The 19815-nt window shown below is 71.5% G+C and carries 23 protein-coding genes; 15 read left to right on the top strand and 8 right to left on the bottom strand.

Going from position 1 to position 19815, the window contains the following annotated elements; all coding sequences use genetic code 11:
- Positions 1–24: 24 nt before the first annotated feature.
- Positions 25–1515, top strand: coding sequence for a DNA-3-methyladenine glycosylase 2 family protein (locus KV097_RS10725; protein WP_220365848.1), 1491 nt, complete (start codon positions 25–27; stop codon positions 1513–1515).
- Positions 1512–1991 carry a methylated-DNA--[protein]-cysteine S-methyltransferase gene (locus KV097_RS10720; protein WP_220365847.1) on the top strand — a complete coding sequence of 160 codons (480 nt, stop codon included), beginning with the start codon at positions 1512–1514 and terminating at the stop codon, positions 1989–1991. The genes KV097_RS10725 and KV097_RS10720 overlap by 4 nt, the downstream gene beginning before the upstream one ends.
- Before the next feature lie 39 nt (positions 1992–2030).
- Here the strand turns inward: KV097_RS10720 and KV097_RS10715 are convergent, their stop codons facing one another.
- Positions 2031–2252 carry a hypothetical protein gene (locus KV097_RS10715; RefSeq protein ID WP_220365846.1) on the bottom strand — a complete coding sequence of 74 codons (222 nt, stop codon included), beginning with the start codon at positions 2250–2252 and terminating at the stop codon, positions 2031–2033.
- 78 nt (positions 2253–2330) lie between these two features.
- Between KV097_RS10715 and KV097_RS10710 the strand changes: the two genes are divergently transcribed.
- Complete coding sequence (locus KV097_RS10710) at positions 2331–3032, top strand: VOC family protein (protein WP_255559408.1); 702 nt, start codon at positions 2331–2333, stop codon at positions 3030–3032.
- A gap of 35 nt (positions 3033–3067) precedes the next feature.
- Here the strand turns inward: KV097_RS10710 and KV097_RS10705 are convergent, their stop codons facing one another.
- The gene (locus KV097_RS10705; RefSeq protein WP_220344231.1) at positions 3068–3787 is read right to left on the bottom strand and encodes an IclR family transcriptional regulator; all 720 of its coding nucleotides are present in this window, start codon (positions 3785–3787) and stop codon (positions 3068–3070) included.
- Between the two features lie 105 nt (positions 3788–3892).
- Here KV097_RS10705 and leuC point away from each other — a divergent pair, with 105 nt between their 5' ends.
- The 3 genes from leuC to KV097_RS10690 all read left to right on the top strand — a co-directional run bounded on the left by leuC (position 3893) and on the right by KV097_RS10690 (position 6935).
- A complete protein-coding gene (gene leuC / locus KV097_RS10700; protein WP_220365844.1) occupies positions 3893–5299 on the top strand; it encodes a 3-isopropylmalate dehydratase large subunit in 1407 nt (468 codons plus the stop codon).
- 23 nt (positions 5300–5322) lie between these two features.
- The gene (gene leuD, locus KV097_RS10695; protein WP_220365843.1) at positions 5323–5922 is read left to right on the top strand and encodes a 3-isopropylmalate dehydratase small subunit; all 600 of its coding nucleotides are present in this window, start codon (positions 5323–5325) and stop codon (positions 5920–5922) included.
- Between the two features lie 194 nt (positions 5923–6116).
- Positions 6117–6935: an HU family DNA-binding protein gene (locus tag KV097_RS10690; protein ID WP_220365842.1), complete on the top strand. Its 819-nt coding sequence runs from the start codon at positions 6117–6119 to the stop codon at positions 6933–6935.
- A 51-nt stretch (positions 6936–6986) separates the two neighbouring features.
- Here the strand turns inward: KV097_RS10690 and KV097_RS10685 are convergent, their stop codons facing one another.
- A complete protein-coding gene (locus tag KV097_RS10685) occupies positions 6987–7178 on the bottom strand; it encodes a hypothetical protein (RefSeq protein ID WP_220365841.1) in 192 nt (63 codons plus the stop codon).
- A gap of 5 nt (positions 7179–7183) precedes the next feature.
- A complete protein-coding gene (gene cofC / locus KV097_RS10680) occupies positions 7184–7807 on the bottom strand; it encodes a 2-phospho-L-lactate guanylyltransferase (RefSeq protein WP_308289402.1) in 624 nt (207 codons plus the stop codon).
- 70 nt (positions 7808–7877) lie between these two features.
- Between cofC and KV097_RS10675 the strand changes: the two genes are divergently transcribed.
- Both KV097_RS10675 and KV097_RS10670 read left to right on the top strand, forming a co-directional pair.
- On the top strand, positions 7878–8648 hold the full coding sequence (locus KV097_RS10675) for a 1-acyl-sn-glycerol-3-phosphate acyltransferase (protein WP_220344237.1): 771 nt from the start codon (positions 7878–7880) through the stop codon (positions 8646–8648).
- A gap of 5 nt (positions 8649–8653) precedes the next feature.
- Positions 8654–9655 carry an NAD(P)H-dependent glycerol-3-phosphate dehydrogenase gene (locus KV097_RS10670; RefSeq protein WP_220344238.1) on the top strand — a complete coding sequence of 334 codons (1002 nt, stop codon included), beginning with the start codon at positions 8654–8656 and terminating at the stop codon, positions 9653–9655.
- A 28-nt stretch (positions 9656–9683) separates the two neighbouring features.
- Here the strand turns inward: KV097_RS10670 and KV097_RS10665 are convergent, their stop codons facing one another.
- A complete protein-coding gene (locus tag KV097_RS10665; protein ID WP_220365840.1) occupies positions 9684–10751 on the bottom strand; it encodes a PLP-dependent aspartate aminotransferase family protein in 1068 nt (355 codons plus the stop codon).
- 37 nt (positions 10752–10788) lie between these two features.
- On the opposite strand from KV097_RS10665, the gene KV097_RS10660 reads away from it, so the two are divergent.
- Positions 10789–11913 (top strand): D-alanine--D-alanine ligase family protein, encoded by a 1125-nt coding sequence (locus KV097_RS10660; RefSeq protein ID WP_220365839.1) that lies wholly within the window; start codon positions 10789–10791, stop codon positions 11911–11913.
- A gap of 21 nt (positions 11914–11934) precedes the next feature.
- On the opposite strand, the gene KV097_RS10655 is transcribed toward KV097_RS10660, so the two are convergent.
- Together KV097_RS10655 and KV097_RS10650 are read right to left on the bottom strand one after the other, a co-directional pair.
- Positions 11935–12417 carry a DUF3515 domain-containing protein gene (locus tag KV097_RS10655; protein WP_301021760.1) on the bottom strand — a complete coding sequence of 161 codons (483 nt, stop codon included), beginning with the start codon at positions 12415–12417 and terminating at the stop codon, positions 11935–11937.
- On the bottom strand, positions 12396–12632 hold the full coding sequence (locus KV097_RS10650) for an Lrp/AsnC family transcriptional regulator (protein ID WP_220344722.1): 237 nt from the start codon (positions 12630–12632) through the stop codon (positions 12396–12398). Before KV097_RS10650 ends, KV097_RS10655 begins: the two co-directional genes overlap by 22 nt.
- Before the next feature lie 141 nt (positions 12633–12773).
- Between KV097_RS10650 and KV097_RS10645 the strand changes: the two genes are divergently transcribed.
- A complete protein-coding gene (locus KV097_RS10645) occupies positions 12774–13742 on the top strand; it encodes a thiamine-phosphate kinase (protein WP_220365838.1) in 969 nt (322 codons plus the stop codon).
- A 116-nt stretch (positions 13743–13858) separates the two neighbouring features.
- Here KV097_RS10645 and rpmB read toward each other — a convergent pair whose 3' ends face one another.
- Positions 13859–14044, bottom strand: coding sequence for a 50S ribosomal protein L28 (rpmB, locus tag KV097_RS10640; RefSeq protein ID WP_220344242.1), 186 nt, complete (start codon positions 14042–14044; stop codon positions 13859–13861).
- A gap of 126 nt (positions 14045–14170) precedes the next feature.
- Between rpmB and KV097_RS10635 the strand changes: the two genes are divergently transcribed.
- The 5 genes from KV097_RS10635 to coaD are packed head-to-tail and all read left to right on the top strand — an operon-like array spanning position 14171 to position 19745.
- Positions 14171–15784: a DAK2 domain-containing protein gene (locus tag KV097_RS10635; protein WP_220365837.1), complete on the top strand. Its 1614-nt coding sequence runs from the start codon at positions 14171–14173 to the stop codon at positions 15782–15784.
- Complete coding sequence (gene recG / locus KV097_RS10630) at positions 15784–17997, top strand: ATP-dependent DNA helicase RecG (RefSeq protein WP_220365836.1); 2214 nt, start codon at positions 15784–15786, stop codon at positions 17995–17997. The genes KV097_RS10635 and recG overlap by 1 nt, the downstream gene beginning before the upstream one ends.
- On the top strand, positions 17994–18707 hold the full coding sequence (locus KV097_RS10625) for a DinB family protein (protein WP_220365835.1): 714 nt from the start codon (positions 17994–17996) through the stop codon (positions 18705–18707). Before recG ends, KV097_RS10625 begins: the two co-directional genes overlap by 4 nt.
- On the top strand, positions 18704–19270 hold the full coding sequence (gene rsmD / locus KV097_RS10620) for a 16S rRNA (guanine(966)-N(2))-methyltransferase RsmD (protein WP_220346592.1): 567 nt from the start codon (positions 18704–18706) through the stop codon (positions 19268–19270). The genes KV097_RS10625 and rsmD overlap by 4 nt, the downstream gene beginning before the upstream one ends.
- Positions 19263–19745 (top strand): pantetheine-phosphate adenylyltransferase, encoded by a 483-nt coding sequence (coaD, locus tag KV097_RS10615; protein WP_220344247.1) that lies wholly within the window; start codon positions 19263–19265, stop codon positions 19743–19745. The genes rsmD and coaD overlap by 8 nt, the downstream gene beginning before the upstream one ends.
- The last annotated feature ends 70 nt before the right edge of the window (positions 19746–19815 follow it).

Below are 19815 nucleotides of genomic sequence, written 5' to 3'. Positions count from 1 at the left end.
GGTCCCGCGAGGCATGCTGGACCCATGAGGATCGACGACGACCGCCGCTACCGGGCGGTGAGCTCCAAGGACGCGCGGTTCGACGGCGTCTTCTTCACCGCGGTCACCAGCACCGGGATCTACTGTCGACCGTCGTGTCCCGCCCGGACCCCCCTGCGCCGCAACGTCCGCTTCTACGCCACCGCTGCCGCGGCCCACGACGCCGGGTTCCGGGCGTGCCGCCGATGCCGCCCCGACGCGGTGCCGGGGTCGCCGGAGTGGGACATGCGCACCGACACGGTCGGTCGCGCCATGCGCCTGATCCGTGAGGGCGTCGTCGAGAGCGACGGAGTGCCGGGGCTCGCCGGCCGGCTCGGCTACAGCGCCCGGCACGTGCACCGGATGCTGGTCGACGAGGTCGGCGCGGGACCCCTCGCCATCGCGCGCAGCAACCGTGCCCACCACGCGCGCATCCTGCTCGAGACGACCGACGTCCCGGTCACCGACGTCGCCTTCGCGGCGGGGTTTTCCTCGGTCCGCCAGTTCAACGACACGCTCCGGACGGTGTACGACGCGACACCGAGCGGGTTGCGCGTGAGCGCGCGTCGCCGCGGTCGCCGTACCCCGCGAACGTCCTCCTCCGCCCGGATCGAGCTCAGGCTCGCGGTCCGCCGCCCCTTCGCGCACGGTCCGCTGCTCGACTTCCTCGCCGCGCGTGCGGTGCCCGGGCTGGAGACGGTGCGCGAGGGTACGTATGCCCGCACGCTCCGTCTCCCGCACGGTCCCGGCGTCGTCGCACTCGCGCCGGCCGACGACCACGTGCAGTGCGTCCTGGAGCTGAGCGACCTGCGCGACACGATGGCGGCGGTGGCTCGCTGTCGGAGCATGCTCGACCTCGATGCCGACCCGGTCGCTGTCGACGAGGTCCTCGGTGCGGACCCCCTGCTGGGTGACAGGGTCCGAGCGACGCCCGGGATCCGTGTGCCCGGTCATGTCGACGGCTACGAGCTGGCGGTCCGTGCCGTGGTCGGGCAGCAGGTGTCGGTGGCGGGAGCCCGCACGACCCTGGCCCGCATCGTCGGCGCGCACGGTGCCGTCCTCGACCCCGAGGCGCACCCGCTCGCGGCGGCGTACGCGCTGACTCACGTCTTCCCTGAGCCGGGCGTCCTCGCGGCCGTCGACCCCGCGGCGCTGGGGATGCCACGCTCGCGTGCGTCGACGGTCGCCGGACTCGCGGACGCCGTCGCCGTCGGCAAGCTCGACATCGGGCCGAGCGCCGACCGTGCCGCTCTCCGGGCGCAGCTGCTCGAGCTGCGAGGGATCGGCCCGTGGACCGCGGACTACGTCCTCATGCGCGCGGCGGGCGACCCTGACGTCCTGCTGGCCACGGACCTGGTGATCCGACGACGGCTCGACGCGCTCCTCGTACGCACCGGCGCTGCCGATCCCGCGACCCGCTGGAGCCCGTGGCGCTCGTACGCCGCGATGCACCTCTGGCGCCTTCCCGACACCTCGACCACTGAGAGGCACTCATGACGACGACCACCACGGCCTACCTCGACAGCCCCATCGGCGGGCTCCGCGTCCACAGCGACGGCTCGGCCGTCGTCGCGATCGACTTCGGTGCCGACCCTGCGGAGCCGGACTCGCCCCGCGACGCGGTGCTCGACGTCGCGGTGGCCCAGCTCGAGGAGTACTTCGCCGGAGAGCGGATGACGTTCGACCTTCCGCTGGGTCCGCAGAAGGGATCCAGGTTCCAGCGCGCGGTCTGGCAGGCGCTCTGCGACATCCCGTACGGGAAGACCGTGACCTACGGCCAGCTGGCGGCCTCGCTCGAGCTCGGGGCGTTCGGAGCCCGTGCGGTCGGGTCGGCCAACGCCTCCAACCCGATCCCCATCGTCGTCCCGTGCCACCGCGTGATCGGGGCCAACGGCACCCTCACCGGGTACGCCGGCGGGCTGGACCGCAAGCAGCGCCTGCTCGACCTCGAGCAGGGGCCTGCTCTGTTCTGAGTGTGGGTGGGGCAGCGACCACCGCGGTCGCTCCCGTACTCAGCGGCGGTTGCGAGGGTGCTGGCGCGCCGTCCGTTCGTTGCCGTGCCGGTAGTTGCCGGTCCAGCGGGCCATCACGAGCTGCGGATCGTTCTCGACCTCCGCGAGGAACTCGGCGGCGCGGCCGCCGCGCAGCTTTGCCGCCACCCGGCCGTGGTGGGTGATGATCACGCTGCCGTCGGCGCGCATGACGTACTCGAATCCCGCTGCCCGACCACCCATCCCGCGGACTCTACGGCACCTCCGTGGCGCCCCGAAAGTCGTTCGACGTCGCCGATGGCCGACACCTAACCTCGAATGATGGTCACCCTGCAAGCAGCGACCTTCGACGCGCACGACCCGAGTCGGCTGGCACGGTACTGGGCCCAGTTGCTGGAGCGCGACGTCGTCGACGAGGTGGACGCCGCGCTGCTGCCGGGCGAGGACGGTCAACTCGGGGTGAGGTTCGCGCCCAGCCCCACCGTCACCACCGGCCCCCGCCGCATGCATCTTCACCTGACCAGCGCAGACCCCGACGACCAGCGCGCGACGGTGGCGAAGGCGCTCTCTCTCGGCGGAGCGCACCTCGACGTCGGTCAGCGTCCCGAGGAGGGACACATCGTCCTCGCAGACCCGGAGGGCAATGCGCTCTGCGTGATCGAGCCCGACAACGCGTACCTGGCCGGCTGTGGCTTCCTCGGCGAGCTGGCGTGTGAGGGCACCCGGGCGGTCGGGGTCTTCTGGAGCGAGGCGTTGGGATGGCCGCTCGTGTGGGACCAGGACGAGGAGACCGCCATCCAGTCGCTCGGAGGCGGGACGAAGGTGGCCTGGGGAGGTCCGCCGGTCATCACAGAGACCCGGCCGCACCGGCAGCGTCTCGACCTGCTCGCCGCCCCAGGCCTTCAGGAGCGCGAGATCGATCGGTTGGTCGCCCTCGGTGCCACCCGGCTCGAGGCCGGCCGAGACGGTGTCGTCGTGATGGCCGATCCGGACGGCAACGAGTTCTGGGTCCGCGCCGGATGATCCCCACGCGCTGCCGCGCTCGCGGTCGTCAGCGCCTACTCGCCGCTGCGACGTAGCGACTGTGAGAGACGCTCGGCGGCGGCGACGACGGCGGGCGCGTGCATCCGTCCCGGCTGGCGCGTAAGCCGCTCGAGCGGGCCGGAGACCGAGACGGCGGCGATCACCTTGCCGGAGGGCGAGCGGACTCCGGCCGACACCGACGCGATGCCGGGCTCCCGCTCACCGACGCTCTGCGCCCAGCCGCGGCGGCGTACCTGCGACAGCGCGGCCGCGGTGAACGCAGCGTTCTGGAGGCCGCGGTTCATCCGCTCGGGATCCTCCCAGGCGAGGAGGATCTGAGCCGCAGAGCCTGCCCGCATCGTCAGCTGGCTGCCCACCGGCACGGTGTCGCGGAGGCCGGTGGGTCGCTCCGCGGCGGCGACGCAGACCCGGTAGTCGCCCTGGCGCCGGAAGAGCTGGGCGGACTCGCCGGTGATGTCCCGCAGCCTCGCGAGCACCGGTCCGGCAGCCGCGAGGAGGCGGTCCTCGCCGGCCGCGGCGGAGAGCTCCAGCAGCCGTGGCCCGAGCACGAACCTTCCCTGCATGTCGCGGGCCACCAGGCGGTGGTGCTCGAGCGCGACCGCGAGTCGGTGCGCGGTCGGCCGGGCGAGCCCGGTGCTCGAGACAAGACCGGCGAGTGTGGCAGGCCCGGCCTCGAGCGCCGACAAGACGAGGGCGGCTTTGTCGAGAACGCCGACTCCGCTAGAGTTGTCCATGCCTTGATATTGCCGTCTCGCATTGTGAAATGCAAGCAGGGGTCGAGCGTGAGGCCGCTCGCCGAGAAAGGTCCTTCGTGGGCCATGGTGGTGGAGGAGAGAGCAGTGGGCAAGACCCTTGCACAGAAGGTGTGGGAAGAGCACGTCGTACGGCGTGCCGACGGAGAGCCGGACCTGCTCTTCATCGACCTCCACCTCATCCACGAGGTGACCAGCCCGCAGGCGTTCGACGGTCTACGGCTCGCGGGCCGTGCCGTACGCCGCCCTGACCTGACGCTGGCGACCGAGGACCACAACATCCCGACCACCGACCTCGACAAGCCGATCGCCGACCCGGTGTCGCGGACCCAGGTCGAGACCCTGCGCCGCAACTGCGCGGAGTTCGGAGTGCGGCTGCACCCGATGGGCGACATCGAGCAGGGCATCGTCCACGTCGTCGGTCCCCAGCTGGGTCTGACCCAGCCGGGCATGACCATCGTGTGCGGCGACTCGCACACGTCGACCCACGGTGCGTTCGGCGCCCTCGCGTTCGGCATCGGCACGAGCGAGGTCGAGCACGTGCTGGCCACCCAGACGCTGCCGCAGGCCACGCCCAAGACGATGGCCGTCGACGTCGTCGGAGAGCTGCCGGAGGGCTCCACCGCCAAGGACCTGATCCTTACGCTGATCGCGCAGGAGACGACCGGCGGCGGCCAGGGCTACATCGTCGAGTACCGCGGAGAGGCCGTCCGCTCGCTCTCGATGGAGTCGCGGATGACGGTGTGCAACATGTCCATCGAGTGGGGTGCGAAGGCCGGCATGATCGCTCCCGACGAGACCACCTTCGCCTACCTCCAGGGCCGGCCCAACGCGCCGAAGGGCGCGGACTGGGACGCTGCGGTCGAGCACTGGCGGAGCCTCGCCACCGACGACGACGCGGAGTTCGACAAGGTCGTGACGATCGACGCCTCGACGGTCACCCCGTTCGTCACCTGGGGCACCAACCCGGGTCAGGGCGTTCCGCTCTCGGCCGTGGTCCCCTCGCCCGACGACTTCGACGACCCGAGCGAGAAGATCGCCGCGCAGCGCGCGCTCGACTACATGGGTCTCACGGCCGGCACGCCGATGCGCGACATCCCCGTCGACACGGTCTTCATCGGCTCGTGCACGAACGGCCGCATGGAGGACCTGCGGACGGCGGCTCGGTGGATCGAGGGTCGCACGGTGGCCGACGACACCCGCCTTCTCGTGGTCCCGGGATCGGTCCGGGTCCGGTTGCAGGCCGAGGAGGAAGGGCTCGACGTCGTCTTCAAGGAGGCAGGAGCCGAGTGGCGCGGCGCGGGCTGCTCCATGTGCCTCGGCATGAACCCCGACCAGCTGATGCCGGGGGAGCGGAGCGCCTCGACGTCGAACCGTAACTTCGAGGGACGCCAGGGCAAGGGCGGACGAACGCACCTGGTCTCACCCGAGGTCGCCGTCGCGACGGCCGTCCTCGGTCACCTCGCCTCACCCGCCGACCTCGCGCACGCCTGACCCCGGACTGGACGGAGAACCTCATGGAGAAGTTCAGCACGCACACCGGTGTGGCCGCGCCGCTGCGACGCAGCAACGTCGACACCGACCAGATCATCCCTGCCGAGTACCTCAAGCGCGTGACGCGCACCGGGTTCGAGGACGGGCTGTTCGCCGGATGGCGCAAAGACCCGGAATTCGTCCTCAACCAGCCGGCGTACGCCGGCGCGACCGTGCTCGTCGCCGGACCGGACTTCGGCACCGGGTCGTCGCGCGAGCACGCGGTGTGGGCCTTGCAGAACTACGGGTTCGCCGTGGTGATCTCGCCGCGTTTCGGTGACATCTTCCGGAGCAACTCGGGCAAGGCCGGCCTCCTGGCGGCACAGGTCGAGGAGAAGACGGTGCAGAAGATCTGGGACCTGATCGAGGCGCAGCCGGGCACGACCGTCACCGTCGATCTGGTCGCGCGCACTGTCGTCGCCGGCGAGGGCATCGACCGCGTCGAGGATTCGTTCGACATCGATGGCTACACCCGCTGGCGACTGCTCGAGGGTCTCGACGACATCGGCCTCACGCTCTCGCACGAGGACGCGATCAGCACGTACGAGTCGTCGCGACCGTCCTTCAAGCCCGTGACGATGTGACAGAGCGCGACGTCGCCCAGACGAGGTGACGTCGCTGAGAGTGTCGATTCGACGAAGCCCGGAAACTACGCAGCCACGGTGGTTTCCGGGCTTCGTCGTCGTTGCCTCGGTGCGCGTTCGCGGACCGGCGGCGCCACGCGGCGCGACACCGTCGCCGCGGCACGACGCAACACGTTCGGTCAAATACCCCTACGGTGTTTGAGACGGACAAGCGGAATGCTTACCGTCAAAAGCGAAATACCGAACCGTTCACGGAGGAACCGTTGAACAAGAGCGACTTCGTCGAGGCACTCGCGGTCTCCTTCGAGGGGAACCGCGCCGAGGCACGCCGCGCTCTCGACGCAGTGATCACGACGCTGACCGAACGGCTCTCCGGGGGAGAGCGCGTCGTGCTCAGCGGGTTCGGAGTGTTTCACCAGTCCATCCGCACCGGCCGTGAGGTTCGGAATCCGCGGACGGGGGAGATCCACGTGATCGCGGATCGCACCATCCCGAAGTTCAAACCCGGAGGGGAGCTGAAGAACGTGGTGGCAGGTGTGAGGACGGCGAAGTCGCCGGCGAAGAAGACGACGGCGAAGAAGGCCGCCAAGAAGACGACCGCAGCCAAGAAGAGCGCCGCGAAGAAGACGACTGCGGCGAAGAAGAGCACCGCGGCCAAGAAGAGCACGGCGAGGAAGTCGCCGGCCAAGAAGACAAGCGCGGCGAAGAAGAGCACCGCGAAGAAGAGCACCGCGAAGAAGAGCACCGCGAAGAAGAGCACCGCGAAGAAGAGCACGGCGAAGAAGACGACCGCGGCCACCAGGTCGACGGCCAAGAAGTCCACCGCCAAGAAGACGACCGCGGCAAAGCGGCCCGCCGCCAAGAAGACCACCGCCGCCAAGAAGGCGGCGGCCGCCAAGAAGACCGCCGCCAAGAAGTCCACCGCCAAGAAGTCCACCGCCAAGAAGACCGCGGCGAAGAAGGCATCCGGCACCGCGAAGAGGGCTCCCGCTCGGGCAACCGCACGCGTCTGACGAGCCACAGGAGCGGCCCCGGCCATCGCTGGGGCCGCACCTGTGCCCGCCTCAGTGGATCCGCAGCGCGCGCACCGTCGCGTCGGCCCCGTCGGTGAGCTCGACGATCACCCGTTGCCCCGGACGGAGGTGGCGGACCGGCGACGCCACGACCACGTCCGCCGCGTAGTCCATGGTGACCCCGTCGTCGAGGACGAGCGTGCCGCCCTGGTCGGCGTCGTAGCTCGCGATGGTCGCCTGCACGGCGCTCACCCTATCGCGAGCCGAGCGACGACGGCGGCCGTGCGCGGGCCGAGCAGCGCCCGAAGCTCGTCGAGGTGGACGGGGAGGTCGACGTCGCGCCTCAGCCCGAGTGCGGCGGGGAGCGACTCCGCCCCGGCTGCGCGGTGCGCGTCGAGCGACCTCTCGCCGAACCGGGGATCGAGCGTCGTCGGATCGGTCACCGCGAGAAGAGTCGTCCCCACCCCGTCGGCATCGGCGACCATCGACATCTCGTACCCATCGGCCTCGGTCAGGGCAGCGTCGAGGTCCTCCGGGCGCATGCCCGGCAGGTCGGCCGTCACGACCGCGAGGTGCAGACCGCTGTCGGCCGCGACGTCGGCGCCAGCGAGCACCGCGGCACGCAGACCTGCGCCGGGATCGGGCACCACCTCCACGTCGGTGCTCACCTCGGACAGGACGGCATCGGCCAGCGCGCCGTCGGAGGTCACCACGACCACACGGGCGACGAGCGGGCTGCCGACGACGGCCTCGAGCGTGTCGAGCGCCATGGCGCGCGCCAGCGCCGGCCGTTGCGCGCCGAGCGGCGCGAGCCGGGACTTGCCCACCGCGGTGTCCTTCACCGGGACCACCAGGGCCCACCGTCCTGCCACGGGATCGATCTTGCCCCACGGGCCCAGAAGAGCGGCATCGCACCCGCCGGGATGAACTAGGCTCGGGCCGGTGAAGACCGCTGCCACCGCGTCCGCCGGGCGCGACCCGGGGATGGTGCTCCGGACGATCGTCGCGGCGCTGCGCGTGCCGGTGACGGCGATGGTGGGCCGGGAGTGGAGCGGCGTCGAGAACCTTCCCTCTCATGGCGGGTTCGTGATCGCCTGCAACCACGTCTCGCACATCGACCCGGTGATGCTGGCGCACTTCCTGTACGACAACGGTGTCCCCCCGCGCTACCTCGCGAAAGCGGCGATCCTCGATCTCCCGGTCGTGGGCAAGATCCTGCGCGCCACGGGACAGATCCCGGTCTACCGCGGCACCACCACGGCCACGGACGCGTTCGCCGCCGCGAAGCAGGCGGTCCTTGACGGTGAGGGAGTGATCTTCTATCCCGAAGGGACCATCACCCGAGACCCCGACGAGTGGCCGATGTCGGGCAAGACAGGCGCGGCTCGCGTCGCGTTCGCGACCGGGAAGCCGGTCGTGCCCATCGCGCAGTGGGGTCCCAACATGCTCCTCGAGCCGTACGGCCGGCCGCACCTGCTGCCTCGCAAGACCATGCAGATCTCGGCTGGTCCGCCGGTCGATCTGGACGACCTTCGCGCTCAGGAGGTCTCGGCGGCTATCCTCGCGACGGCCACGGATCGGATCATGGATGCCGTCACCGAGCAGCTCGCGAAGCTCCGCGACCTGCCGGTGCCGACGCAGCGCATGTCCTTGGACGATCCGCGGGTCAGAGAGCGTCCGCGACCGCGACGCCTGAACGCCACGAAGGAGTAGTACGCATGGCGAAGACCGCTGTCCTGGGCGCCGGTTCCTGGGGGACCGCCTTCTCGTTGGTGCTGGCAGACGCCGGCAACGAGGTGCACCTGTGGGGGCGACGGACGGAGGTTTGCGACGCGATCAACCAGACGCGCGAGAACCCGGAGTACCTGGCCGGGATCCTGCTCCCGGAGACGATCAAGGCCAGTCACGACCCGGAGATCGTCCTGTCCGGCGCGGAGGTCGTCGTCCTGGCGGTGCCGTCGCAGCAGCTGCGCGCCAACCTCACCGACTGGGCCCGCCACATCCCCCAGGACGCGGTCGTCGTGAGCCTCATGAAGGGTGTGGAGCTGGGGACGCACCTGCGGATGAGCGAGGTCATCGCCGAGCTCACCGGCGCCGGACCCGAGCGCGTCGCGGTCGTGACCGGACCCAACCTGGCGCGCGAGATCGCCCAGCGCGAGCCGGCCGCCGCGGTGGTCGCCTGTGCCGACGAGGCGGTCGCCAAGCGTCTGCAGTCCTGGTGCCACAGCCCCGCGTTCCGGCCGTACACCAACACCGATGTCGTGGGCTGCGAGCTGGCGGGCACGACCAAGAACGTGATCGCCCTGGCTGTCGGCGTCGCCGACGGTCTCGGGTTCGGCGACAACGCCAAGGCGTCGGTGATCACGCGCGGACTGGCCGAGACCGCACGGCTGGGCATGGCGATGGGAGCCGACCCCATGACGATGATGGGGCTCGCGGGCATGGGGGACCTGGTGGCGACCTGCAGCTCACCGTTGTCGCGCAACCGGACCTTCGGAGAGAAGCTCGGCCGGGGCATGAGCATCGACGAGATCGTCGCCTCCACCCGGCAGGTCGCCGAGGGCGTCAAGTCCAGCGACTCGCTCTCGGAGCTGGCCAGCCTCCACGGCGTCGACATGCCGATCGTGGAGCAGGTCGCCGCTCTGATCCGCGGGGAGACCACGCCGAAGGAGCTCGTCGCGGCGCTGGTCTCGCGTACGCCGCAGCCTGAGGTCCGTTGACGCGTGCCCGGCCGAGGCGGCGTACGCCTCAGGCGTGACCGAGCGCTGCCTCGACGTCGTCCCACAGGTCGTCGAACCCCTCGATGCCCACCGACATCCGGATGAGCGCCTCAGGCACCGTGGTGGGCTCGCCGGACCACCGCCTGCGGCGCTCCCAGGTCGACTCCACACCGCCGAGACTGGTCGCGCAGACGACCAACCGGCTCGAGGTCACCACCCGGTGCGCCGCGTCCGCACCGGCGACCGGCTCGAACGTCAAGATCGTCCCGAACCCGGGATAGCGCACCTCGCCGACGGCCGGGTGGGACCGCAGGGCGTCGACGACCCGCCGAGCGTTGTCCTGGGCCCTCTCGAACCGTACGGCGAGGGTTCGCAGCCCACGGGTCGCGAGATACGCCTCGAGGGTCCCCGGCACGGCCCCGTGCACCCGGCGGTACGACTCGAGCAGGGCGTACGTCGCGTCGTCCGCGACGACCGCCACACCGGCGAGCGCGTCGCTGTGACCGGCCAGCAGCTTGGTCGCGGAGTGGACCACCACGTCCGCGCCGAGCGCGAGCGGCTGCTGGACCAGCGGCGTCGCGAAGGTGCTGTCCACGACGACCAGGGCGCCGCGAGCCCGCGCGGCGGTCGCGACCTCGACGATGTCGACGACCTCCAGGGCGGGATTGGTCGGCGACTCGATCCACACCATCGCCGCCCCCTCCGCGGCGTCGACCATCGCACCGGGCTGGGTGACGTCGACCGTCCGCAAACGGATCCGCCCGCGCCGCTCCGCCTCCGAGAGGAGGCCCAGGACACCGTTGTAGGCGTGACGGGGAACGACGACGACGCCGCCGTCGGGGACCAGCGACAGGGTGGCGCTCGCGGCAGCCATCCCCGAGGCGAACATCACCGCCTGTCCGCCCTCGAGCGCACCGACGGCGTCCTCGAACGCTGCCCAGGTCGGGTTGCCGAAGCGTCCGTACTCGAGCTCGCCACCGGCGACATAGGTGCTCGCGGGTGTCAGCGGCACGTTGAGGGGCGAGTCGGGGGTGCGGGCCGGGCGCCCGGCGGCGACGACGAGGGTCTCTGGGCTGAACGAGTGTGAGCGAGCCATGCCGACCATTGTGGAGCCTCACGATAGGGTCGCCCCGATGAGCGATACGACTTCCGAGACGTCCACCCTGGCGCCCACGTCCGGTCGCCCCTGCGTCCTGATCGTGTTCGGCGGCCGGTCGAGCGAGCACGCGGTCTCCTGCATGACCGCTCGAGAGGTCCTGCGGGTGATCGACCGCGACCACTACGACGTGGTCGCCGTAGGGATCACCCGGGACGGCCTCTGGGTGCTGGCCGACGACGCGATGACCACCGACGCCGACGGCCTCCCCGATGTCCACTCCACCGGCACGCCCGTGGCCCTCGCCGGCGAGCGCCTGCTGGCCCTCGAGCCCGACGGGTCCAGCCGCGTGCTGGCGCGCGTCGACGTGGCGTTCCCGCTGCTTCACGGCCCGTGGGGCGAGGACGGGACCATCCAGGGACTCTTCGAGATGGCCGGGATCCGCTACGTGGGCTCCGGCGTGCTGGCGAGCGCGGTCGCCATGGACAAGGCCGTCGCCAACCAGCTCTTCGCCGCTGCCGGGCTCCCTCAGCTGCCGTACGCCGTCGTGACCGCCGACGAGTGGCGCACCGATGCCGCGGCCGTGAGGGAGACCGTCGCGTCGCTCCACTACCCCGTGTTCGTCAAGCCCTCCCGTGCGGGTTCGAGCATGGGCGGCACGCTCGTCCACGACGAGCACGGCCTCGCCGCGGCGATCGCGCTCGCCGAGGAGTACGACCCCAAGGTCATCGTGGAGTCCGCGGCCGACGCGCGCGAGATCGAGTGTGGGGTTCTCCAGAACCCGGACGGCTCCCTGGAGGTCAGCGCGCCGGGCGAGATCGCGGTCGACCTCGGCTCCGGGCACGAGTTCTACGACTTCAGCGCCAAGTACCTCGACGGCACCTCCAAGAACCTGATCCCCGCTCCGCTCGAGGACATCCTGGTCGAGCGCGTGCGCGCCAAGGCCGCTCGCGCCTTCGAGGCCCTGGGCTGCGAAGGGCTCGCCCGGGTGGACTTCTTCCTCCTCGACGGAACGCTCTACATCAACGAGGTCAACACGATGCCCGGGTTCACCCCGTACTCGATGTATCCCCAGGTGTGGGAGTCGAAGGGGCTCGGCTACCCCGAGCTGGTCGAGCGCCTGATCGCGCACGCGCTCGCGCGTCCGACCGACCTGCGCTGACGGCTGGCGGCGCTCGACCCCTCACACGCAGGGCGTGACGACCGGGTCGTGCTCGGCCACCGTGGCGGCCAGGTCACTGAGTGCGTCGGCGGGCGGATCGTAGCGACGCGGGACCGCGACCTCGACGTACGCCTGGCGGCCGATGGTCGTGAACACGTAGCGCTCGTCGTCCTTCTGGCTGAACCACCCGACGTCGTCGACCACGTCGCAGCGCGAGGTCCGCTCGAGGCTGGCAGGGCGTTCGACGCCGCACCGGAGCACGATCGCCGGGCTTCCCCACGCACGTCCCGAGCCGGCCGGTGCGACACGGACCGAGTCCTGTCCCGCGACCGTCGCCGGCGCGTCGTCGAGCATGGCGGAGCAGATCGCCGCCACGTCGTCGGACGGAGTGGGAGGGTCGATCGCGACCGTGTCCGCGCAGGCCGGCGTCAGGGCGGCCAGAGCGACCAGTCCGAGGGCGAGGGCGGTCCGCCGGGGGTGGGTCAGAGGTGCACGACGGGACACGTGAGGGTCCGGGTGATGCCGTCGATGCGCTGGATCTGCGCGACGACCATCTCACCGAGCTCGTCGACGTGCTTGGCCTCCGCGCGGACGATGACGTCGTACGGTCCGGTCACGTCCTCGGCGAGCGTCACGCCGCTGACCTCAGCGATCGCGGTGGCGACGTCGGCAGCCTTGCCGACCTCGGTCTGGACCAGGATGTAGGCCTGCACGACCATGTTGGGCTTCCTCCGTGGCTCGACAACGTTCACCGCCTCCGACACGCTACAGGATCGTGACGGCGTCGTGACGCTGAGGGATCGCGCGGCCGCGGCCGCGGCGGCGGGGTCGCGGTGCGACTGCGATGACAGGATGGGCAGATGGACACGACACGCGCGGAGACGAGCGGCGGGCGGACCATCGGCGAGCTCGGCGAGTTCGGGCTGATCGCCCGGGTAGTCCGTGAACCACTGTCGAGCCGGGTCATCGTCGGGCCGGGGGACGACTGCGCGTCCGTCCGCGTCGGGGCGGGCTCGGTGCTCGTCTCGACCGACATGCTCGTCGAGGGCCGTCACTTCCGCAGGGACTGGGCCGAGCCCTACGACGTGGGCCGCCGGGCGGCCGCGGCCAACCTCGCCGACGTCATGGCGATGGGCGGTGTCGCCACGGCGCTCACCGTGGGCTTCGCCGCTCCCGGAGACCTCGAGACCGTGTGGGCGGAGGACCTGACCCGGGGGATCGTCGAGGAGGCCGCGCTCGTGGGCGCGGAGGTCGTCGGCGGCGACGTGACTGCCGCCGACGCCGTCACCCTGGCGATCACGGTGCTGGGGGAGTCCGCGCAGGCGCCGGTCCTCCGCTCGGGTGCTCGCCCCGGCGACCTCGTCGCGATCACGGGCCGACTCGGGTGGGCGGGGGCGGGTCTCCACGTCCTCGCGCGTGGGTTCCGGTCCCCGAGGGTGCTCGTCGAGGCGTACCGGCGGCCCGAGCCCCCGTACGACGAGGGACCGCGTGCCGCGGCGCACGGAGCGACGGCGATGATCGACGTCAGCGACGGCCTGCTGGCAGACCTCGGCCACGTGGCGACGTCGAGCGGCGTCGGCATCGCGCTGGTGGGCTCGGCCTTCGATGTCCCGGACCCGATCGCGGACGTGGCGGCGGCGACCAACGCCGATCCGCTGGGGTTCCTGCTCACCGGTGGAGACGACCACACCTTGGCCGCGACCTTTCCTGCAGACCGGGGTGCACCGGAGGGCTGGACCATCGTCGGGCGGGTCGTGGACGGCGAGGGTGACGTCACGGTGGACGGTGCTGCGTGGGACGGCCCGGAAGGACACGAGCACTACCGCTGAGCCGCCACGCGCCGAGGGGGGACGCCAAAGAGGCGGGCCCACCCAGAGGGTGTTGCCCGCCTCGTCGTGCGAGGACGCGGGGTCGCAGCGTCAGCGGCGACCGACCGGCGATCCGGTCAGCGGCTGACCTTGCCGGCCTTGAGGCATCCGGTGCACACGTTCATGCGCTTCGGAGTCGCACCGACGACCGCACGCACGCGCTGGATGTTGGGGTCGAAACGACGCCGCGTGCGCTTGCGCGACCACGGCTTGTTGTTGCCGAAACCCGGCTTCTTGCCGCACACGTCGCAGACTGCAGCCACAGCGAACACTCCCGGTTGAGTCGAAGGGGGGATACCAAAGATCAAGATTATCTGATCGAGCAAGGCCGGAGCCAATCGGCCTTGTCGCTCACGGTGCGGGCCTGCCCAGGGATAGTCTCTCAGACCATGACGACGCACGTCTCCTCGGAGTCCTTCGCCACCTGGGCGCGGGCCTGCACCGAGGCTCTCGGCGCAGCGCGCGCCGAGATCGACGCGCTCAACGTCTTCCCGGTCCCCGATGGGGACACGGGGACCAACGTCTACGTCACCTTCGAGGCCGCGGCGCAGGCGATCGTCTCCGCCCTGGACCACGACGCGCCACTCCCGACGGTCGTGCGCGACTACGTCGACGGTGCGCTGCTCGGCGCGCGGGGCAACTCCGGCGTGATCATGGCCCAGCTGCTCCGCGCCGCGCTGCCGGTGCTGGCCGACTCCGAGGGTGCGGAGGTGTCGGCAGCCAGCCTCGCCGATGCGATGAGCAAGGCCTCGGCGGCGGCGTACGCGGCGGTCGGCCACCCGGTCGAGGGCACGATCCTCACCGTCGCCTGTCGGGCGGCCGAGGCGGCGCAGGACGTCGTCGCGGCCGAGGGAGACCTGGCCGCCATGGTCAGCGCGTCCGCGGCGGCGGCTCGCGAGGCGCTGCTGCGGACGCCCGAGCAGCTGGACCGCCTCGCCCGTGCCGGCGTGGTCGATGCCGGGGGACGTGCGCTGGTCGTCGTGCTCGACACCACCGAGCACCTGATCACCGGCCGCTTCGTCCCCGACCCCGAGCCGGCGGCCGACCTCCCGCGACCGCTCGTCGACGACACCGGCCCCCACACCCTCGACGGTGCGGGGCCGTCGTACGAGGTGATGTACCTGCTGGAGGCCGACGACGCGGCCGTCCCCGCGCTGCGCTCGCGCCTGGACGGCCTGGGGGACTGTCTCGTGGTGGTCGGCGGCGACCGTCTGTGGAACGTCCACGTCCACGTCGACGACGTCGGTGCGGCGATCGAGGCAGGGCTCGATGCCGGACGGCCGTACCGGATCTCCGTCACCCACTTCGCCGAGCAGGCTGGCGTCCGTGCGAGCACCTCCGGCAGCCGGGCCGTCGTCGCCGTCGCGGCCGGGCCAGGACTCGCCTCCCTGTTCAGCGATGCCGGCGCGGTGGTGGTCACCACGGTGCCCGGCGGTCCGCTCGCTGTCAGCACCGTCCTCGACACGATCCTCGACTGCGGGGCCGACGACGTCATCGTGCTGCCCAACAGCCGCGACTTCCGTGCCGTCTGCGACGCGGCCGCCTCCCAGGCCCGCGAGGCTGGCGTGCATGCCACCGTGATCCCGTCGTGGACGCAGGTGCAGGGGCTCGCCGCGGTCGCCGTCCACGAGCCGGGTCACCCGTTCGACGACGACGTGGTGGCGATGACCAGTGCGGCCCGCGGGACCCAGCACGGCGCCATCACGGTCGCGACCGAGTCCGGGATGACGATGGCAGGTCCCTGCCTGGTCGGTGACGTGCTCGGCGTCGTCGACGCCGAGTTCTCGATCATCGGCGACGAGCAGGCCGACGTCGTACGCCAGGTGCTCGACCGCCTCATCACCGGGCGCGCCGAGCTGGTCACGCTCGTCACCGGCGCCGGGCTCGACGACGACGTGGTGCCGCGGGTCGAACGCTGGCTGCGGGCGCGGCGACCCGACGTCGAGCTGGTCGTGTACGACGGCGGGCAGGAGCGCTACCCGCTGCTGGTGGCGGTCGAGTAGTGGGCGTCGGACCACGGACCAGGCTCGCCAACGTCGTCGGCGCGCGCACCGCCGACGCGTTCGAGCGGAGCTTCGACGTCACGACCGTCGGCGACCTGCTCCGCCACTACCCGAGACGTCTGGCCGAGCGGGGGTCGCTGACCGACCTCGCCGCGCTGCGCGTCGACGAGCACGTCACCGTCCTCGCCCGTGTGGTGCACGTCAAGGAGTACCCGTTCCGGCCCAAAGGGGGCGGGCGGCCCGGCGGCAAGAACGTCCGCAGCGAGGTTGTCGTCACCGACGGCACCGGCGAGCTCGTGCTCACGTTCTTCCGTCAGCCGTGGATCGCGCAACGCCTGCGCCCGGGCACCCTCGGCATGTTCGCGGGCAAGGTGGGCGAGTTCCGTGGCCGCAAGCAGCTGCTGCACCCGGAGATCCGTCCCACCGGATCGGAGGAGGAGGCGCGGGACGAGGCCGAGGAGTACGCCGGCACGATCGTGCCGATCTATCCCGCCACCCAGGCGGTGTCGTCGTGGACGATCGAGAAGACGGTGGCGATCGTGCTGGACGCGCTCGACGAGGTCGACGACCCCGTCCCCGAGCCCGTACGCCGCCGGCGCGGGCTCGTCGACCTGAGGACCGCGTACGAGGACGTCCACCGTCCCCGCGAGCTCGAGGACTACCAGCGGGCGCGGGAGCGCCTGAAGTACGAGGAGGCGTTCGTCCTCCAGACCACCTTGGCCGTCCGCCGGCACGCGCTGTCGTCGGCGCCGGCGACCAGGCGCCCGCACGTGGCCGACGGGCTCCGCGACCGGTTCGAGGCGCAGCTGCCGTTCGCGCTCACCGCCGGGCAGCAGGAGGTCGCGGCCCAGATCGAGGCAGACCTCGACCGCGACCAGCCGATGCAACGGCTGCTTCAGGGCGAGGTCGGCTCCGGCAAGACGGTCGTGGCGCTGCTCGCGATGCTCCAGGTGGTCGACACCGGTGGACAAGCAGTGCTGCTCGCGCCGACGGAGGTGCTCGCACAGCAGCACCACCGGTCGATGGTGGAGATGCTCGGACCGATGGCTCAGGCGGGGATGCTGGGGTCGGCCGACGCCGCGACCCGGGTGCGTCTCCTGACCGGCTCGATGGGCCAGAAGGCCCGACGTGAGGCGCTCCTCGACGCGGCGTCGGGAGAGGCGGGGATCCTCGTCGGCACCCACGCTCTGCTCGAGGACAAGGTGCAGCTCGCCGAGCTCGGGCTCGTCGTGGTCGACGAGCAGCACCGGTTCGGCGTGGAGCAGCGAGCGGCGCTGACCGCCAAGGGCGTCGATGCGCCGCACCTGCTGGTGATGACGGCGACACCGATCCCGCGGACCGTGGCGATGACCGTCTTCGGAGATCTCGACACCTCCACCCTGACCGAGCTGCCGCGGGGCAGGCAGCCGATTCAGACGACGGTGGTGCCGGTCGCGGAGAGGCCGGCGTGGGTGGACCGGACGTGGGAGAGACTGCGTGAGGAGGTCGCCGACGGACGCCAGGCGTACGTCGTGTGTCCGCGTATCGGCGACGGCGGCGACCGCGCGGACGCCTCCGAGGACGGCGCGGAGCTCGAGCCCGCCGAGGACGAGTCCGCACGCCCCCTGACCTCCGTCCTCGCGCTGCACGAGCTGCTCCGAGACGGGCCGCTGGCCGGTCTGCGGACCGCGGCGCTGCACGGCCGGATGGCAGCCGAGGACAAGGAGGCGGTGATGCGCGCCTTCGCAGCGGGTGAGATCGACGTCCTCGTCGCCACCACGGTGATCGAGGTCGGCGTCGACGTCCCCAACGCGACCGCGATGGTGATCATGGACGCCGATCGCTTCGGCGTCTCTCAGCTCCACCAGCTCCGCGGACGCGTCGGCCGCGGCGCGCACGCCGGGCTCTGCCTGCTGGTGACGGGCGCGCCCGTCGGGAGCGCCGCGCGCGAGCGCCTCGACGCCGTCGCCGCGACGTCGGACGGCTTCGCCCTGTCGCGCCTCGACGTGGAGATGCGGCGCGAGGGAGACGTGCTCGGGGCTCGCCAGTCCGGGGTCCGGTCGAGTCTGCGGCTGCTCTCGGTCGTGCGCGACGAGCAGGTGATCTCCGACGCGCGAGAGGACGCGGCCGAGGTGGTGGCCGACGACCCGTCGCTCGCGGCCCACGCGGCGCTGGCCGCGGTGGTGCGCGAGCTCGAGGACAGCACGCAGGCCGACTACCTGGAGAAGACATGACGGGTGAGCGCAGGGAGTTCGTCGACGAAGACCTGTCGGGGGCGAGGGTCCTCCGCTCCGACCTGGCCGATGTGGTGATGCGCGGGGTCTACGTCGCGGGGATGGATCTCGACACGCCCGACCTCGCCGACGGTCCGCTCTTCGTCAACGGGATCGACGTCGCGCCCTACGTTGAGAGCGAGCTTGCCAAGCGCTTCCCCGGTCGTGAGCTCAAGGACGCGACCGATCCCGACGGGCTGCGCGAGGCCTGGTCGGCCGTGGAGGCCGCGTGGGCCGAGGCGCTCGTCACGGCGCGCGGGCGCGGGGGCGTCTCGGTCGACGGCGAGTGGACGTTCGCCCAGACCCTCCGCCACCTCGTCATGGCGACGGACGTGTGGCTGAAGGGCGCGATCTTCGGGGAGCAGCAGCCGTACCACCCGATCGGCCAGCCGTTCGCCGAGTTCGCCGACACCGGCGGCGACGTCACCATCTTCCGCGAGCCGACCTCGTACGAGGAGATCCTCGCGGTCCGTGGCGAGCACCAGGCGCTGGTCAGAGAGTTCCTCGACCACGTGACTCACGAGCTCCTCGCCCAGCCACGCGTCGACCCGTGGAGGCCGACAGTCAGGGTGAGCGTGCTGCAGTGCCTGCACGTCGTCCTCAACGAGGAGTGGGAACATCTCCGGTTCGCGCTGCGGGACCTGGAGATCGACGAGCGAGGGCGTTCATGACACGGATCATCGCGGGCGCGCTCGGCGGCCGGCGGCTGGCGACCCCGCCCGGCTCCGCGACGCGGCCGACCTCCGACCGTGTGCGCGAGGCGATGTTCTCCGCGCTGGAGACGCGGCTCGGCGGGTTCGACGGCGTACGGGTGCTCGACCTGTACGCCGGGTCGGGCGCTCTCGGCCTCGAGGCGGTCTCGCGTGGGGCGGTCCACGCGACGCTTGTCGAGGCCGACCGGCGTACGGCGCAGGTGATCCGCCGCAACGCGCGTGAGCTGGGGGTCTCCGGCGCCGTCGACGTCGTGGCGGAGAAGGTGCGCTCGTTCGTCCGGACGCCGCCGCCGGCGCCGTACGACCTCCTCGTCCTCGACCCTCCGTACGACGTGCCGAACGACGAGGTCAGTGCCGTGGTCGCGGTGGTGACGTCCCAGAGATGGTGGTCGAGCGACGGCATCGTGGTCGTCGAGCGCTCCACCCGCGACGGCGCGTTCGCGTGGCCCGAGGCCGTCGAGCCGCTCGGAGACCGCCGTTATGGCGAGACGACGCTTTGGTACGGTCGGCCGCATGAGTAGGGCCGTCTGCCCCGGATCCTTCGACCCGGTGACGCTCGGGCACGTCGACATCGTCGCCCGCACGTCCCATCTCTTCGACGAGGTTGTCGTCGCGGTGGGGATCAACGACTCCAAGCGGGTGATGTTCAACACGGCCGAGCGGGTCGCGCTCCTCGAGGAGGTGCTGGGCGATCTCGCCAACGTCCGGGTGATGACGTTCTCCGGGCTGCTCGTCGACTTCTGCACCGCCCACGGCATCCAGGCGGTCGTGAAGGGTCTCCGGGCGGTCTCCGACTTCGACTACGAGCTCCAGATGGCCCAGATGAACTCCACGCTGGCCCGGGTGGACACGCTGTTCATGCCGACCAGCCCGGAATACTCCTTCCTCGCCTCCAGCCTCGTCAAGGAGGTCGCGCGACACGGGGGAGACGTGTCTCCGCACGTGCCGCCGGTAGTCCTCGCGGCACTCGAGCGCAAGCTCGCCGCCGAGGGGTAGCCCGCGGGGCCTGGCGCCCGGCGGGCCACCCGCGCATGCGGGTTCGCGCTCGCGTGGGTGGGTTCGCTAT

Origin of the sequence: Mumia sp. zg.B17, assembly GCF_019550915.1 — a bacterium.
Taxonomy (GTDB): domain Bacteria; phylum Actinomycetota; class Actinomycetes; order Propionibacteriales; family Nocardioidaceae; genus Mumia.
Note: the sequence above shows the minus strand (reverse complement) of the source record. Positions and strands in the feature narration are given on the sequence as shown.